Source organism: Mesorhizobium sp. M2A.F.Ca.ET.046.03.2.1, assembly GCF_003952425.1.
Classification (GTDB): Bacteria; Pseudomonadota; Alphaproteobacteria; order Rhizobiales; family Rhizobiaceae; genus Mesorhizobium.
In genome coordinates, this window is the sequence record NZ_CP034449.1 from 6,379,982 (window position 1) to 6,396,461 (window position 16,480).

Annotated in this window: 14 protein-coding genes; 6 read left to right on the forward strand and 8 right to left on the reverse strand. The window is 59.6% G+C overall.

Translation table 11 applies throughout. The features are described 5' to 3' along the window. Positions 1-52: 52 nt before the first annotated feature. Together EJ072_RS30430 and EJ072_RS30435 are read left to right on the forward strand one after the other, a co-directional pair. Positions 53-877 carry an ABC transporter permease gene (locus EJ072_RS30430; protein WP_126082613.1) on the forward strand — a complete coding sequence of 275 codons (825 nt, stop codon included), beginning with the start codon at positions 53-55 and terminating at the stop codon, positions 875-877. Further along, positions 867-2,522: an ABC transporter ATP-binding protein gene (locus tag EJ072_RS30435; RefSeq protein WP_126082614.1), complete on the forward strand. Its 1,656-nt coding sequence runs from the start codon at positions 867-869 to the stop codon at positions 2,520-2,522. The genes EJ072_RS30430 and EJ072_RS30435 overlap by 11 nt, the downstream gene beginning before the upstream one ends. A gap of 1,044 nt (positions 2,523-3,566) precedes the next feature. Here the strand turns inward: EJ072_RS30435 and EJ072_RS37100 are convergent. Then, positions 3,567-4,181 carry a hypothetical protein gene (locus tag EJ072_RS37100; protein WP_245467045.1) on the reverse strand — a complete coding sequence of 205 codons (615 nt, stop codon included), beginning with the start codon at positions 4,179-4,181 and terminating at the stop codon, positions 3,567-3,569. 60 nt (positions 4,182-4,241) lie between these two features. Between EJ072_RS37100 and EJ072_RS37105 the strand changes: the two genes are divergently transcribed. Beyond that, complete coding sequence (locus EJ072_RS37105) at positions 4,242-4,883, forward strand: BBE domain-containing protein (protein ID WP_245467046.1); 642 nt, start codon at positions 4,242-4,244, stop codon at positions 4,881-4,883. Between the two features lie 511 nt (positions 4,884-5,394). On the opposite strand, the gene EJ072_RS30445 is transcribed toward EJ072_RS37105, so the two are convergent. Beyond that, positions 5,395-6,342, reverse strand: coding sequence for a pyridoxal-phosphate dependent enzyme (locus tag EJ072_RS30445; RefSeq protein ID WP_245491193.1), 948 nt, complete (start codon positions 6,340-6,342; stop codon positions 5,395-5,397). A 292-nt stretch (positions 6,343-6,634) separates the two neighbouring features. Between EJ072_RS30445 and EJ072_RS30450 the strand changes: the two genes are divergently transcribed. Beyond that, the gene (locus EJ072_RS30450; protein WP_189343125.1) at positions 6,635-7,966 is read left to right on the forward strand and encodes an adenylate/guanylate cyclase domain-containing protein; all 1,332 of its coding nucleotides are present in this window, start codon (positions 6,635-6,637) and stop codon (positions 7,964-7,966) included. A 140-nt stretch (positions 7,967-8,106) separates the two neighbouring features. On the opposite strand, the gene EJ072_RS30455 is transcribed toward EJ072_RS30450, so the two are convergent. The 6 genes from EJ072_RS30455 to EJ072_RS30480 all read right to left on the reverse strand — a co-directional run bounded on the left by EJ072_RS30455 (position 8,107) and on the right by EJ072_RS30480 (position 14,460). Next, on the reverse strand, positions 8,107-10,317 hold the full coding sequence (locus EJ072_RS30455; protein WP_126082617.1) for a xanthine dehydrogenase family protein molybdopterin-binding subunit: 2,211 nt from the start codon (positions 10,315-10,317) through the stop codon (positions 8,107-8,109). Next, on the reverse strand, positions 10,314-11,291 hold the full coding sequence (locus EJ072_RS30460; protein WP_126082618.1) for a xanthine dehydrogenase family protein subunit M: 978 nt from the start codon (positions 11,289-11,291) through the stop codon (positions 10,314-10,316). Before EJ072_RS30460 ends, EJ072_RS30455 begins: the two co-directional genes overlap by 4 nt. Before the next feature lie 2 nt (positions 11,292-11,293). Then, entirely contained in the window at positions 11,294-11,932 is a 639-nt protein-coding gene (locus EJ072_RS30465; RefSeq protein ID WP_126082619.1) for a (2Fe-2S)-binding protein, read from the reverse strand. 133 nt (positions 11,933-12,065) lie between these two features. Further along, positions 12,066-12,971: an AraC family transcriptional regulator gene (locus tag EJ072_RS30470; protein ID WP_126082620.1), complete on the reverse strand. Its 906-nt coding sequence runs from the start codon at positions 12,969-12,971 to the stop codon at positions 12,066-12,068. A 289-nt stretch (positions 12,972-13,260) separates the two neighbouring features. Further along, entirely contained in the window at positions 13,261-14,196 is a 936-nt protein-coding gene (locus EJ072_RS36180; RefSeq protein ID WP_189343126.1) for a hypothetical protein, read from the reverse strand. A 63-nt stretch (positions 14,197-14,259) separates the two neighbouring features. Further along, a complete protein-coding gene (locus EJ072_RS30480; RefSeq protein ID WP_126082621.1) occupies positions 14,260-14,460 on the reverse strand; it encodes a transcriptional regulator in 201 nt (66 codons plus the stop codon). A 518-nt stretch (positions 14,461-14,978) separates the two neighbouring features. Between EJ072_RS30480 and EJ072_RS30485 the strand changes: the two genes are divergently transcribed. After that, on the forward strand, positions 14,979-15,236 hold the full coding sequence (locus EJ072_RS30485; RefSeq protein ID WP_126082622.1) for a hypothetical protein: 258 nt from the start codon (positions 14,979-14,981) through the stop codon (positions 15,234-15,236). Between the two features lie 95 nt (positions 15,237-15,331). Beyond that, positions 15,332-16,474 carry a hypothetical protein gene (locus tag EJ072_RS30490; protein WP_126082623.1) on the forward strand — a complete coding sequence of 381 codons (1,143 nt, stop codon included), beginning with the start codon at positions 15,332-15,334 and terminating at the stop codon, positions 16,472-16,474. Positions 16,475-16,480 lie beyond the last annotated feature (6 nt).

The window sequence follows — 16,480 nt, forward strand, 5'->3', positions numbered from 1 at the left end:
GTGATCCAGACCACCAGAGCGCGTAGGGTGAGGCGGACGCGCCGATCCTCGCATGAGGATAGCGCTGAAAAAGGCCCCACTCAGCGCCTGGTTCGGTATGGGTGTGATCCTCTGCTACATTATCGTCGCGTTATTTGCGCCTCTGATCGCACCATATCGAGAAACGCAGGTCTTTAGCGAGGCATTCGCGCCCTGGAGCCACGAGTTTACGTTCGGCACCGACCAACTCGGTCGCGACATGCTTACACGACTGATCTACGGAGCCCGCAACACGATCGGCATCGCCTTCATCACAACTATTTTATCCTTCGCAGCGGGTGTGACGCTCGGCCTTCTCGCTGCAATGTACCGGGGCTGGCTGGATCAGCTATTGTCACGCGCCGTGGACGTGTTGATGTCGATTCCGAGCCTGATATTCGCACTGATGCTGCTTTCGATTTTCGGCTCCTCAATGGCCAGCCTCATCTTGATCATAGCTCTGCTCGATTCGACGCGCGTGTTCCGTCTGGCGCGAGCAGTTGGCCTGAACGTGGTGGTGATGGAATATGTCGAGGTCGCGCAGCTGCGGGGCGAAGGCCCCGCATGGATTCTCCGCAAGGAAATCCTGCCCAATGTTCTGCCGCCGCTCATTGCGGAGTTTGGTCTGCGATTTTGTTTTGTTTTCCTAACCATTGCAGCATTGTCGTTCCTGGGCGTCGGCATACAGCCGCCATCCGCCGATTGGGGATCGATGGTGCGGGAAAACGCGACGCTGATTACCTATGGCGATGTCACGCCGCTTCTGCCGGCGGGCGCCATTGCCCTCCTCACAGTAGCGGTGAACTTCGTCGTAGACTGGTTTTTGCATTCAACGAGCGGACTGCGTGATGAAAAGTAGCAATGTTATCGCGCGCGAAAGGGGGACAGATCTTCTCACGGTCCGCAATCTTCACGTTGAAGGCTTTTCCGGCGAGCGCTGGCACCCGATCGTGCGCGGCGTTGATTTCTCACTCAAACGCGGAGAAGTGCTTGGACTAATCGGCGAATCCGGCGCCGGAAAGTCGACTATCGGCCTTGCTGCAATGGGATATGCCAAGCCAGGATGCCGTATTACCCAAGGCTCCGTGGCCTTCGATGGCGCCGATCTTTTGTCAATGAGCGAAGCACGCCGTCGGCGCCTCCGGGGCTCCCGTATTGCCTATGTGGCGCAAAGCGCAGCTGCCTGGTTCAACCCGGCTCACCGGCTCCTCGATCAGACCGTTGAAACGGCGGTTGCGCACGGGATCGCCAGCCGAGGTGAGGCCAACCGTGATGCTGTGGAGCTTTATAAACGGCTCCAACTTCCAGAGCCTGAGACTATAGGTTTCCGGTATCCGCATCAGGTATCCGGCGGCCAATTACAGCGAGCCATGACCGCCATGGCTATGGCGTGCCGGCCCGACTTGATTGTGTTCGACGAGCCGACAACTGCGCTCGATGTGACGACTCAAGTCGAGGTTCTAGCGTCAATCCGCAGTATTGTTGAAGATTTCAACACTGCGGCGATATACGTGACGCACGATCTGGCCGTAGTGGCGCAGATGGCAGACCGGATCATGGTCCTGCGCCACGGACAAACTGTCGAGGAAGCGGGCACACGGCAGATGCTTGCAGCCCCCACCCAGGAATACACTCGGACGCTCTGGGCTGTGCGAAAGCTCGCCAAGCCAGAGATTGAGGCCCGGGACCATTTACTGATCATCGACAATGTAACCGCCGCTTATGCTGGAAGGGTTAAGGTGCTGGTGGACGTGTCCATCAAGGTTCCGCGTGGCCGAACGGTAGCGTTGGTGGGCGAATCAGGGTCTGGGAAATCGACGCTCGCCCGCGTCGTTACCGGTTTGCTGCCCGCTATTTCGGGCTCGATCTCATTTGACGCCCAGCCGCTTCCCCTGTCCTTAAAGCAACGCTCGAAAGATCTGCTGCGGCGTATTCAGATGATCTATCAGTCGCCGGACAGCGCGCTTAACCCTCGCCAGACTGTAGAGGACATAATCGCGCGTCCGCTTGAGTTCTATTTAGGCCTAAAAGGGGAGCAGCGCGACCGCCGGATCGGCGAACTCATGCATATGATCGAGATGGACGAAAGTTTCCTTGATAGGCTGCCCGGTGAATTGTCGGGAGGCCAGAAACAGCGGATCTGTATTGCGCGCGCGCTCGCTGCGAATCCCGAGCTCATCATCTGTGACGAGGTCACCTCGGCACTGGATCAAGTTGTGCAAGAAGAAATCTTGAAGCTTCTGATACGCCTACAGAGCGAACTCGGCGTCAGCTACATCTTTATCACCCATGATATCGCGACAGTAAGGGCAATCGCGGACGAGGTCGTCGTCATGCACCAAGGCAAGGTGGTGGAGCACGGTTCGAAAACCGAGATCCTGACATCACCTCAGGTTGCCTACACAGAACGGCTTCTCTCTTCCGTGCCGGCAATGGATCCGGATTGGCTGACGCAACTGCTGGCAAAACGGAAGAACCAAGGCATTCTGGACGTGGCCGGCTAAACAGCTCTGCGCATCGGATCAGCAGTCTCGAATTCCTATTCCCCAAGATAAATGGCACCAATGGCGAATAGCTCCGCGCCGTTATGTCCCAGCCGTTGAGGCCGTTGAGGTGAGGTTTGCAGCTTGCGAAGCGTCGAGAATATGCTGGCTGGAAGGTCCGCTTCATAGCTCAATCATCGCTAAACCGGAGTTCCGCTAACGGCCCCAAACCAGTCGCATTGATATCAGGTCAACAAAGCAATCAGTGCCGCTTTCTTGGCAGGTGACGGCTGACCCGATTGGATTGAATTAGCCCTCCTCGTGATCCTCAGGTTCGCCAGACCATACGAGAGAATACGAAGGAAACGGATTGGCGAACCAGCCAGTAACGTATTGATTTCCTGCAGAAAACAACCACCCTTGGCGACTAACATAGTCGTTATTCGCCAAGGGGCTACAGAGCGGTTCGCCAAAGTTGGTTCAAAACGCTGATCCAGCGCCGTGTCCATCCGTTGAATGGGAAAGCGGCTGCCGAGCGCGTGATACAACTGCAACCCAACTTCAGCAGCACCGGTCAGTGCTCCGCCATCGGTTGCGCGCCGGTGCTCGCAGGAGTCTTATCGAAGCAATGCGCGCCTCAGGTCTACCCGAATGACACCCACGCGCCTGCCTCGCAGCCATCATGGCCGCAGACGTCGCTTGGTTTTCAGTGGCGATGGAGGGCGCCGCGGAAGGCACGTAGAATCCGAAGGGCCCATCGCGTCAAGGCTGAGGTTTTTTGCGAGCGCGCTTAGATATTAAAGAGAATGTTCAAGCCTGCCGCTAAAGCCGCATAAGAACCTGGCCCGCGCGGTTCGGGCACTGGGATCCAGCGGCAACGTCAGCTGTTGCATCGGATCGTCGCCGGGATCATGATCCCCTTGGCTAATAAATTCCGACGTAGAATCGTTCGGACCGTTCGCTTTCTGCGCCGGTTTCACCGTGGCTTCCGCGACAGTGCGGTCGCCCGACAGGAGGGGAAGCGTCATGGGAGTCCAAACAGAACTTGCTCGCAACTTTCTCGGATCAATTCTCCAGCCCGGCGCGCCGACTTTTGATGAGGTAAGGAGGATACACAATGGCCTCGTCGACCGACGCCCCGCAGTCATTGCCCGTTGTCGAGGTATTGCCGATATCGTCGATGCTGTCCTTTACGCCCAGGCGACCGGACTGGAGATTTGCGTACGCGGCGGCGGCCACAACGTCGCTGGGCGTGCAGTGGTCGACAATGGCCTTATGATCGACCTCTCCTTGATGAAAGGAGTTCACGTGAATGCTGCCGCCCGGACGGCCATAGTCGAGGGTGGGGTGACTTGGAGGGAGTTGAATAGAGAGACCCAGTTGCATGGTCTTGCGACCACTGGAGGCGTGATTGGAAGTACTGGTGTTGCTGGACTTACCCTCGGCGGCGGCCTTGGATGGCTTATGCCGAAATACGGGATGGCGCTGGACAATCTGATCTCCGTCGATCTGGTGCTCGCAGACGGTTCCGTAGTGAAAGCGAGCGCCGACGCAAATCCCGATCTCTTCTGGGCGCTCCGTGGCGGCGGTGGCAATTTTGGCGTTGCCGCTTCCTTCGAGTTCCGCCTGCATTCCGTCGGCCCTGTCGTGTTCGGAGGTATCGTTGCCTTTCCATTCCATGAGGCGAGACAAGTCCTCCGCGGGTTCCGGGACCTCGCTGAAAATGCCTCGGACGACCTTATGCTCGTCGCCGGCTTAACTACCGCGCCAGACGGGTCGGGCACCCCGATCGTTGCCATCGTTTCCTGTCATATCGGCTCACCCGAAGATGCGGAGATCGTTGGAAGCCAGATCCGGAGCTTTGGCACCGTAGCGGTGGATGCGTTAGGGCCGATACCCTATGTGGACCTCAATGGAATGCTGGACGCGGGCTTCCCTTCCGGCGCATTCAACTACTGGAAGTCCACGTTCCTTCCGCGCCTTGACGACGATGCTGTCGAGGCCCTCGTGATCGCGTATGAGCGCTGCCCGGTTCCAACAAGCTCGATCTTGCTGGAAGGTTTCCACGGCTTTGCGTCGCGCGTTCCGGTAGAATCCACCTCCTTCGCGCTCCGTGACATTGGCTTCAACACGCTCGTGCTTGGCCAATGGATGGACAAGGCCTCTGCGGATCGCACCACCGCTTGGGCGCGCGCCAGCTTCGATGCCCTTGAGCCCTTTGCTGGCAAGCGTCGCTATGCAAATTATTTGGGGGCAGACGAGGACGCCGGCGCGGCAGCGTTGGCCGCCTATGGTCAAAACCTCGCAAGGCTGCGGCAGTTGAAAACGCGCTATGACCCGAACAACATCTTCCATCATAACGTGAACATACCACCCGCCTAGGATATGGCGTTCTAGTCAGAGTAGGGTACCGCCAATACAGCGATGCAACCGGTTTGTCTGTCGATAGGGCTTCGAAAGTGAGGTTACCAGGTTCAAACACTGTTCCCGCAACCAATTCTATCATAACCGTCCCGGTCTGACCGGGGCGGTTTTTTGCGTTTAAAGCGCACGCAATCGTCGCTGCGCGCCGGTGGGAGCATCACCGCGCCGAGAAGCCGCGCGAACCGGAAGAGCGAGCAAGTTTGTGCACCTCAGGAGAGATATGGCGCGCTTTAAAGGCAAGCCTTTTGTTTCTATTGTGTGCGGTTACCGGTTGCTCGTATTTGGGAGTAGCTAGGGCAAGGCCCGATGTCGGGAAGGCAGCTATGCGCCCACAGTCAGCCGTAGAGATCAGCCTGCAACTTCCGGAATGCGGACATCGCCGGCGACCACTGTAGAGGTCGTGGTTGCTAGAAGCGGTCGCCATTTTACCAAGCTTCAATTGCCAGATGCGAATACAAAGCGCCTGCGCTTAGGTGGCAATTGCATCAGAGCCTGCGCCGCAAACGATCGCGCAGACCAGCTCATTCTTCTCTATCGAGATGCGACCTTTGCGCAGGGCGGCGAGGGCGGCAGCGCCGCTGAGGTCCGCCGCCAAGCCCATTTCGAACCAGAGCCATTTGGCTGCGGCGCGCATTTCGTCGTCGCTGACCAGCACGATCTCATCGACCCGATCGCGAACGGCTTCGAAGATTCGATCGTCGGAGCGCGCGCACGACATTGTTGCTACCCAGGTGGTCACCTTGTCGAGGGCGATGTTGCGGCCCGCCTCCAGCGAACGCAGCAGCACCGGCGATCCTTCGGCTTCGATGCCGACCACTCGCACACCCGGCTTCAGCCCCTTGAGCGCAGTGGACACCCCCGTGATAAGGCCGCCGCCACCCATCGCCACGAGCACGGTGGTCATCTCAGGCAGCTCCTCGAGCAGCTCGAGGCCGACCGTTCCCTGCCCGGCAACAACATCCGCGTCGGCAAAGGGATGGAAATATGCCGCGCCTGTCTCGCGGTGGAAGGCCAGAGCGGCGACGTTGGATTCATGCCAGGCGGAGCCAACGATCCGAACGTCGGCCTTCCAGGCCCGGAGCTTTTCGATCTTCTCGAGCGAGGCGTTGCTCGGCAGGAAAATAGTGGCCGGCACCTGTGCCATGAAGCCGGCGCGGGCCGTGGCGATGCCGTGATTTCCCCCTGATGCGGTGACGATGCCATGAGCGATGTCGCGGGCATCGAGCGCCAGCAGCCGGTTCGTGGCGCCCCGCGCCTTGAACGAGCCCGTGACCTGCAGCAGCTCAAGCTTCAAAGCAAGCCGATAGCCTTCGCCAGCTCCCGACTGGAGATTGGTCGCCTCGACCACCGGCGTGCGGCGGACATTGCCTCTGATCCGCTCGGCCGCCGCCCGGATGTCGTTCAGCTCGACGATCATGCGATCGCTCCCTCATAGGGCGCGGCCACCGTCACGCAGCAATTACCGACGCCGACCGGCCAGGCTGCCGACGACTATAGACCATCCCGTCGGCGGCGTAGAGCACCATCGAAAGCACACGCTAAATCGCGTCGATCGGTACTGGCGACGCGGTGCCATGGCGCATCTTCCGGTTGAGGCGTGAAGAGAGTTTGCAGACAAGAGGGCCGCAGGTTAGCGTTGATCCATGTTCATTTCCGCATAGGGCAATGATGAGATGACACCCCGAACCAAGTACGCGCGAAGCGGGGAAGTGGCCATCGCCTATCAGGTCTGGGGGAGTGGTCCAATAGACCTTGTTTGGGCACCGGGAACGGCATCCCACCTCGATCTGGAATGGGAAATGCCACTGCGCGCTCTGTTTTTCGAGAAGCTTGGGGCGTTCTGCCGGGTCATCAAGTTCGACAAGCGTGGAACCGGGCTGTCTGATCGCCCGATCCGAATGGCGACTCTTGAGGAACGGACCGACGACATCCGGGCGGTGATGGATGCCGAGAAGGTTGAGCGTGCCAGTCTTTTCGGTGTTTCCGAGGGGGGCTCGATGACAAGTTTGTTTGCTGCCTTGAACCCGGACCGCGTGAGATCGCTAATCGTCTGGGGCACGCAAGCTCGTTGGTGCGCTTCGGAAGACCACCCATGGGGTTTGTCGTCCGAGGCGTATGATCAGCTCATCAAGGATGTGGCTGAGAACGGCCCCTCAGACGAGTACATCCGTGGAGCAGGGGTCGGGCTCGGGCGTAGTGTCGATCAAACGGTGGTCGATGCCCAAGCGCGTGTTATGAGGGCCGCGGCGAGCCCGTCCGCATATGCGGCCTACGAAGCGATGAATCGGGACATCGATATCCGGAATATCCTTCCTGCGATCTCAGTGCCAACGCTAGTCATGATCCGTTCCCACGATCCGGTTGCATCGGCTGAAGCCGCGCGCGACATGGCGCGGCGCATACCTCAAGCAGAAATGAGGGAGTATCCCGGGGACATACACACCTTTGTCGCCAGGGACATGGATACGATCCTGGCCGACATTCAGTCGTTTTTGACCGGTGTGACGCCGGAGGTTACGCCTGACCGAAAGCTAGCCGCGATACTGTTCCTCGACATCGTGTCATCAACGGACCATCTAGCGAGGGACGGGGATCAAGCATGGAGCAATACGCTAACCTCCTATTACAACGTCGTACGCAAGGAAATCGCACGCTACCGCGGCGAGGAGTTTTCGGTTGCCGGTGATGGTTTCTTGGCACTGTTCGACGGGCCAGCGCGCGCGGTACGGTGTGCCCTCACCATTGCCGCCTCGGTGAAGCAGCTTGAGATCGACATTCGAGCGGGTGTCCACGTCGGGGAATGTGCAATTGTGGGGACCAACGTAACAGGCCTCGCTATCCACACAGGAGCCAGGATCATGAGTTCAGCGGAGGGGGGAACGGTTTTGACCTCTCAGACCGTGAGGGACTTGGTCGCGGGCTCAGGCCTACGTTTCGCAGATCACGGAGAGCACGTGCTCAAAGGTGTGCCTGACAAACACCGCTTATTCCTGGCGATGTTGGAAGAGGGGCAGCTTCCTGGCGATACCCGGTTGGTCTAAGCTGTTCCATGCTCGTAACGGCAACGAGCAGGCAGCTCCCCCTTCGGCCCCCATGCTGCCCGTCGGCAACGCGCCTCAACGCGGACGTTTTGGTAAACTTCACCGCGCCAATAGCGGACGCGCCTCGGGTCCCCGATCTCTCAACTCCCAAGCACATCCTCGATATAAATCGGCAGCTTGCGCACTCGTTTTCCCGTGGCGTGGAAAACTGCGTTGGCTATGGCTGGAGCGGTTCCGACTAGGGCGATTTCACCAAGGCCCTTCACTCCCAACGGGTTTACATGGGGATCGACTTCTTCAACAAAATGCGCCTCGAGTTGGTGAACGTCGAGGTTCACTGGCATGAGGTAATCGGCCATATGCGCGTTAACCGGCCGGCCGTCGCGGGCATCCAGGACGGTGCGCTCCATTAGAGCCATGCCGATACCTCCTATCATACCGCCGGTGCACTGACTCCTGGCGAGCAGCGGGTTGACGACGCGGCCGATACCGTATGCACCCACGAGACGGCGCATGCGGATCGTTCCCACGTCCGGATCGATTGCGACCTCCGCCAGGACTGCGCCGAACGAATGCATCGAGTATTTCTCGGCCAATTCCTGCGCCCGCTGGGCAGAACCTCTCGCCTCAATCGGGGACCCTGAACCGTTGACAATGTCTTGGTAGGATAGGCCCTGGGAAGGATCACCCCGACGCTGTAGCCGTCCGTTGGCCCACTCCAGATCCGGCGCTAGCAATCCGTGAAGCTTCGAGCCGGGCTGTGTTGCTCGTGCAGCAGCTTGCGCTTGTGCCTCGAAGCACGCCTCCCGTATCGCCGAGCCCACCGAGGCCATGGTCCAGGAGCCACCATGAGGAGGCGTTTCGGGATAATCGGACCGACCCAGTCGGAACCGAATTCTGTCCGTGGGCAGACCTAAGAATTCCGCAGCCACCTGCGTCATCGACGTGTAGGTGCCTGGCCCCATGTCGCTGGCAGCGGCCTCGACTTCCACTGAACCGTCGGCCATCAGCCGGACGAGGGCATTAGCCGGCGCCTGGAACGCGGGGTATGTTGCCGACGCTGCCCCCATTCCGATTAGAAGACGACCGTCCCGCATCGATCGCGGCTCCGGATTTCGGCGTGACCAGCCGAAATGTTGAGCCGCCACCTGGTAGCATTGCGTCAACGAGCGACTGGAAAAAGGCTTGCCCTCGGCTTCGTCAATGGACGGCTCGTTACGCAGCCGAAGCTTTATGGGGTCAATGCTCATCGCGTAGGAGAGCTCGTCCATGGCGCTTTCGAGAGCGAAGATGCCGCTCGCCTCTCCTGGGCCGCGCATGTGGTTAGGCGTGCCCGTATCAAGCGGTGACAGCCGGTACTGAGTACGCAAGTTGGGACACGAATACATGTATTCGGTGACCGCTGTCAGCGCCTCTTCGAACTGCTCGTACCGGCTCGTTTCACCGACACCCTCGTGAAGGATACCTGCAAGCTTACCCTCCGAGTTCGCTCCCACCGCAACCCTCTGTTGCGTGCGCGGCCGATGCCCGGTGGTGAAAAACATTTGCTTGCGCGTAAGCACCAGCTTCACAGGGCGTCGGACATGCCGAGCCGCAAGTGCGGTGAGCGTCACATGTGGCCATGTCCGCAAACTGGTGCCGAAGGCACCTCCAATAAAGGGACAGTTCACCTGAACGCTCTCTACCGGCAGCCCGAAGACGGCAGCAATCTCCGCCCGCTCATTGGCGATGTATTGCGTCTTGCTCCAGAGGATGAGCCGCTCGCCCTCCCATGCCGCGATAGTCGCGTGCGGCTCCATGGGGTTATGGTTCTCTCGTGCAATCTCATAGACGGCATCGATCTTGTAGGCTGCTTCCGTGAGCGCGCGGTCGGCGTCGCCGCGCGATCTGTCCGCGCGGCCCGCACTCGGAGCGATCCTTTCGGCCAGCTGATCCGTGGGATCGACCAAGGGCCGGCTGGAATCATATTGAATGCGTAGTGCTGCAGCAGCGTGTTCCGCGTCATCAAGCGTGTCGGCGACGACGACGGCTACCGGCTGGCCATAGAAGCGCACTATCTCGTCCTGCAGCACATGCAACCGCTCGCCCGCCGCCGGATCGATGACAGCCTTGTGCGGCAGATACGGAAGCTGAGGCGAATTGCGGTGAGTGATCACCGCCTTGACGCCCGGCATGCTTTCCACCTCGGCCGCCATGATGTCTGTGATGCGACCAAGACCAACGCTTGCGCTAACTATGACGGCATATAGCTGATCCGGCTGATTGAAGTCTGCCGCGTAGCGAGCTGCTCCAGTGACCTTTGCCCGTCCATCCACGCGCGTGAAAGGTTTCCCTATAGAGGCAATGGTCATGCGAGTTCTCCCGCTATTTCAAGCGCTCGGACAATGGTTCGCGGCAAAAGTGCGATTTTTACGTGATTGTGGTGAAGCGCCTTCGCGCCCAGCGTCGAAAGGGACGTCGCTTCCTCGAAGACATCGCGGTCCACCGGCCGCCCGGTGAGCGCGGTCTCGCATCCGCGCATCCGCCAAGGCATGGTGCCGACCCCGCCGCAAGCGACGCGCGCAGAGCGTATTACGCCATCCTCCACCTCCAGTGCGACCGCCGCGGAGACGAGCGCGAATTCGTAAGAAGCGCGGTCGCGGACCTTGAGATAGCGAGCTCGTCGGCCGTAGGGCGCGCTCGGCACGCGTATCTCGACGATTAGCTCGCCAGGCAACAACGTATGCTCCCGGTGCGGCGTGTCGCCGGGTAGGCGGAATAGGTCTTCCACGGCAAAGCTTCGTTCTCCTTGATGCCCGCGAACGCGCATGATCGCCCCGAGTGCAACGAACGCGACGGCCACATCTGAGGGGTGCGTAGAAACGCAATGACTGCTGGTGCCCAGCACGGCATGGCCCGCGTTCAAACCCTCCAGAGCGGCGCAGCCTGATCCGGGGTTGCGCTTGTTGCATGCCGCGTCGAGCATACGGAAGTAGGGGCAGCGGACGCGCTGCAGGAGATTTCCGCCGATCGAAGCCATGTTCCGCAATTGCGGAGATGCTCCCTCGATGAGGCTTTCTGCAATCATGGGATGGAGGCGCTGCACGTCGGGATGAGCTGCGATGTCAGCCATAGTGGCGAGGGCCCCCAGGACCAGATCGCCACCATCGACGTGGATGTCACGTAGTGGAAGCGCATTGATGTCGATTAAGCGTTCGGGCCGCTCGACTTCCTCTCGCATCAGGTCGACGAGCGTCGTGCCGCCCGCAATGTAGCGGCCGCCCGCGACAGCGGATGCGATTGCAGCCTCTATGTCGTTGGCTTTTTCCAGGACGAACGGGACCATCGTCACGCCCTCCCTGCGGCATCCGACACCGCAGCGACAATGCCGGGATAGGCGCCGCACCGGCAGATGTTGCCGCTCATCCAGAAGCGGATCTCGTCGGTAGAGCCGGCGTGACCTTCTGCAATACACCCAAGCCCCGACATGATTTGCCCGGGCGTGCAGAACCCGCATTGAAGCCCATCATGCTCGATGAAAGCTTCTTGGAGCGGATTGAGTTCGCCGTCCTTTGCGACGCCTTCGATCGTCTGGATGTCGGCGCCCTCGTGCATTGCCGCGAGCGTGAGGCAGGAGACGATACGCTTGCCGTCAACAAGGATGGTGCAGGCGCCACATGCGCCGGTGTTGCAGCCCTTCTTCGTCCCAGTCAGATCGAGGGTTTCGCGCAGCACGTCTAGAAGCGACTGGCGGGTATCAAATTCGAGCTGCTTGCTCTCGCCGTTCACCCTAAAGTGAATCGGTCCATCGACCACGGTCGCGGTCGCATTCGGCACCGCCGACTGAGCCACGGCGCCGGGAACCGCAACAAGTGATGCCGCGCCGCTTGCGATTTGAAGGATTGCGCGCCGTGAAAGCGCTGCGGCTCCAGGTTGAGAACCCTTTGAATTCCCTGCCTCGCCTGAACTCAGGTCTCGGTTGGTCATGTTCGCTCCGCACGGTGTGAGGATCAATATTTTGAGCGCATGGAAAGCTACCGGATCCGTTCCAGCCGGCCAGTGAGAAAAGTGCTGCGATTTGTATGAGAGTGCTGCCTTTAGGTGAAGGCTTAGCGGTCGCCTAGGACCTCCGCACCCGCCGCCACGCAGCGGGCGCGATACCTGTGTACTTTACAAAGATGCGGGTAAAATGGCTTTGGTCCGAGAAGCCACAGGCATGGCCAATTTCGCCCACGGGCAAATCCGAATTCAGAAGCATACTTTTCGCCTGTTCCACGCGTTGCGCAACCAGCCACTGAAAGGGCGACAATCCTACCGTAGCTTTGAAAGCACGGGCGAAGTGGCTTCTAGATAAACCGCATACCCGCGCGAGTTCCTCTAGGCCAACCTGTCCGTCCATGTTGGCCAGAAGCATCTCCTTCGCCCGACGCTCATGCCTGCGTGCTAACCCGCCCCGCACGGGCCGCAGGGCTGCAGGCTGCTCCGAATAAAACGCGGTGAGATGGGTCATGAGTGCCGTGGCCAACTGGTCAGCAAACAATCGGGCCATCGTATCCGGCCGCTCAAACGCGGGGACCAGACACTCTCCCAAGTTGCTTATCGTGGGATCACTCAAGGCCACACCGTTGGCAGTTCGAAGCTTCCCCACCGGCCGCAAGTCATGCTCGTCCTGGAAGCGCTGCAGTGCCTCGCCAGAGGTGTACATGGAGAGGCAATCCACGGTGCCTTTGGTTACAGAGGCATGGTCTTCATTGAGGTCCAGGAACAGGAATTGTCCCCCGTGCAGAGGCATCGACGAAACCGGCTTGCCATTGACCCAGTAAGGATAACTTGGGAGGTAGCGGCGCTGAAGGCACAGCAGATAGCCGTTACTGCTTTCCATGTGTACCGGTGTTCCCTGATCAACCTGTGTCCAGTTCACTCGGGTACCGATGATCTCGGCCACCTGGAGAAAACGTGTTGATAGCGTCCGCGGCTCCTCCAAACCTACGAATCTCCCAACGCTGCGTGCAATTTCGGCGTTCATGGGGTTCCCTCAAATCTGAGCAAACAGTTTGCATCAAGGCGCACGAGCAGTTCAAGACTGTGCTGGCCGAGCTGAACAGCATGGCGGCTTTGTGCCGAAGGCCTCCAGCAACGGACGTCGGGTTACGGCCCATCGCAGACGTCGGCAAACTCTGTCCTATCCAAGGCGGATGTTGCTGTAAGACCGTCGAGCGACCGCTAAGCCGGTGGCCGGTGACCCGTGGAGAGGTCGCTGCATGATTTACCCCTCTGTTTGGTGACGCCCGGATTAAATCGACCGTCCGGCATCTTCACAAGGCGGTCGTTGTCCGCCGCGAACAGAATGCGGGCCTTCGGATACTTCGCCCGTATCGCCTTCGAAACCGGGCCGAGGTTGCCGGCGTCGAATGCCGTAATAGTGAGGTAGCCGGTAGCCTGATGAACGCGGGCAGCGGTGCTGTAGCCTCGGCGATGGTGATAACGAAGCCGGCGCCAGGATCTTCGGGCCGCTTGCCGATCGGATGGTAATTCCCATCTTTGGCAGTGCCCTTGAGAAACCGTTTCGTGCCATCGTCGCCGATAAGCTGGACGCTCGCCAGTTCGGCGCCAGGCGTGTACAGCGGCACGACAAGGGAACCGGCGCGGGCGGTGCGCGGGTCTTCCTCGGGGTCCACCACGTATTTGACGTTTTGCTTCAGGCGCCGAAGGCCAGGGAAGGGCGGCAGACCCTTTTTCGCGAGGTAGGGGTGTGAGGCCGGCGCCTTCTCGGTCGACGCCATGATGAGCCCGGCAGCGGCGGCAGCGGCGGCATTAAGGGCGGCCCGCTCTTCCTCGCGCTGGCGTTGCGTTTCCGCCATGCGTTTTTTCAGTTCGGCGCGTTCGGCCGCCGTCATCGCGGAGGGGCGCTTTTCCGTCCATGTATCCTGAATTCCGGTTTGCAGGTCGCCGAAGGCGCCCGAGGCCGGGGTGTCCAGATGCAGCACATACCAAACGTGTTGGTTCCTGGCCTTTTTCTTGCCCTGGGCATTGGCGCGGTGCACCTTTCCATCGGCAATCGGGTGAGAGGCGCCGCGCGAGTTGGCGGTGTCCATATGGACGCCCGCCGAGCGCATCGCGTCGAGGAATTCAGTGATTTTCTGTTCATCGCCGTGCTGCCGGACGTTTGCAAATTGCAAACGCCGCGCTGACGCGCCGTCTTCGGCAACGGGCTCTTGCTCGCCGGATGGCGACTCATTAAAATGGTTCACGGTCAATCCACTTGAATGTCAGAATGCAAAGCCCGCCGGTTGCAGCCAGGCGGGCTTTTTGCGTTAAGCGCGGACGCGTCGGCTCTCTATGAAGGCCGTAAGCTCGGCTTCGGGCCAATAGTTCCGGCCATTGATGTTGATCGGGCGAGGAAAGCCAAGATCAGGCTTACGCAACCAACGCCAAATGGTCATGTCGCTGACGCCGCCGACGCGGGTTTTCATTTCATTCGCCGGAAGCAATCTGGTGGAATTGGTGGCAGTCATTTGAGCGGCAACTCCTAAGCTATCAAGGTGTAACAAGCTTAAGCTAGTGAAGTCGCCGTCGGACGGTAAACGAAGGATACTGGGAACCGTAGTACGCGAGGCCTTATCCGCAGATGGGAATAGCCTTCACCGATCCCTGGCTTTGGCGGATTCGATACGTTGAAGCTGGGCGGCCCAAGCGTCTAGTGCGGCGCGCTTTTCGTCCGCGAAAGAGTGCTTCTGATAGACGCCTACGATTGCCCCGAATGATCCGGAGGTATGATTTAGAATCTTTCGATGATGGGAAGAGAAACGCCCAACCTTGCAATCCCGCTGGCGGCCGTCCTTCGCAAGTCGTGTAACGTCCAACGTGGAATCGGCGTCACCTTTTCCGGGTCGTCGTCCCCCTCAGTAGGTCATGGGTTCGAATCCCATCGCGCTCACCAAATTTGACCGTCCAAGATCGACCTGCCTCATCCTTCATAATTGACGATCGGAGCAGGGCCATTGTCCACGTCGCTGATAAGGAACAAAAAGCCATGCTCGGCTGTTTCCTTGCCGAAGGGACCGCAAATCGGGATGCGGATACAGTGGACGTACTGAACTTGGAACTGGCCAGGGCCAGACAGCGCGTCAAGCGCGCGGAGATTTCGCTCAATCACGCAAAACAACTGCTGGACGAGGAATGCGGCGTCGGGATCAATCTTGTGCTGTGCGACCGCATAAGGTCGGAACAGCAGCGGGTCGCGGAGGCCAGGAAACGGCTGGTGAAGATCGCTTCGACCGCCTCAGCCTGACGGTGTGACTTCCTGAGACAATGGAGATCCTGCCGCGTTGCCTTGTTCCTGGACAGGGTCATGGTTAAAGTCGGGCCTCCCAGGGAGGCTCCAGGATGGCACTTGACCTTTCGGTAGAGACCACGGCCCGTAAAGCGGCGACGCCGCCCGGCAAATATCTCTTGGGCCCGGTCGCCGATTTCCTCATGCTCGGCGGCAGCGCGTTTTTGATCCTGCCGATGCTGTTCTTCGTGCCGCGCGATTATGAAGGTCCGCTGGCCGCGACGATGGTCGTCGTCGCCTATCTGGTGAACTACCCGCATTTCGCCCATTCCTACCAGATCTTCTATCGCAATTTCGGCCGCAAGGCGCGGGGCGAGGGATACGACAGGAGCCTGCAACTTCGCTACATTTTCGCCGGCGTCATCGTTCCGGTGATCATGGCCCTGTTCTTCGCCTATGGCGCGGCGGCGTCGAACACGCGGCTGCTCGGCTTCGCGGCCAATGCGATGTTCTTCTTCGTCGGCTGGCACTACGTCAAGCAAGGCTACGGCATGCTGATGGTCGACGCCGTCTTGAAGCGCAAATTCTTCGATGACCGGGACAAGAAGGTGCTGCTCGTCAACAGCTACGCGGTGTGGATCCTGGCTTGGCTGCAGACGAATACGGCTGTGACGCAGGGGCAGTATTACGGACTCCAGTATTACACTTTTGCCGCGCCGTCCTGGATTACCGATATTGCGGTGCTGGCGGCCGTCGGATCGACGGCGGCCACGCTTCTGATGCTGGCCAGACGTTGGCGAAAGAATGGAGGCCTGCCGTATAACGGCATCGTTGCCTATGTCGCATCGCTCTATCTCTGGATCCTGATTGCGAGGATAAACCCGCTCTGGTTGCTGGTGGTGCCGGCGCTGCACTCGCTGCAATATCTGGCCGTGGTCTGGCGCTACCAGACCAATGTCGAGAGATCCGTCTCGGATGCCACGAGCGACCCGGAGCCGAAAATCCTATCGGTGCTCGGGCCTCGCTACAGGTTGCGGGTCCTCGGTTTCATCATCGGCGGCGGCGCGCTCGGCTATCTCGGCTTCTGGCTGATCCCGTTCGTGCTGACCGCCCTGGTCCCCTATGACAAACAGGTGCTCGGTTCGTCGCTGTTCTTCTTCATCGTGCTGATCTTCATCAACGTGCACCACTATTTCCTCGACAATGTGATGTGGCGCCGCGGCAATCCGGAAGTGTCGAAATATCTGTTTCGATAAGGAAGT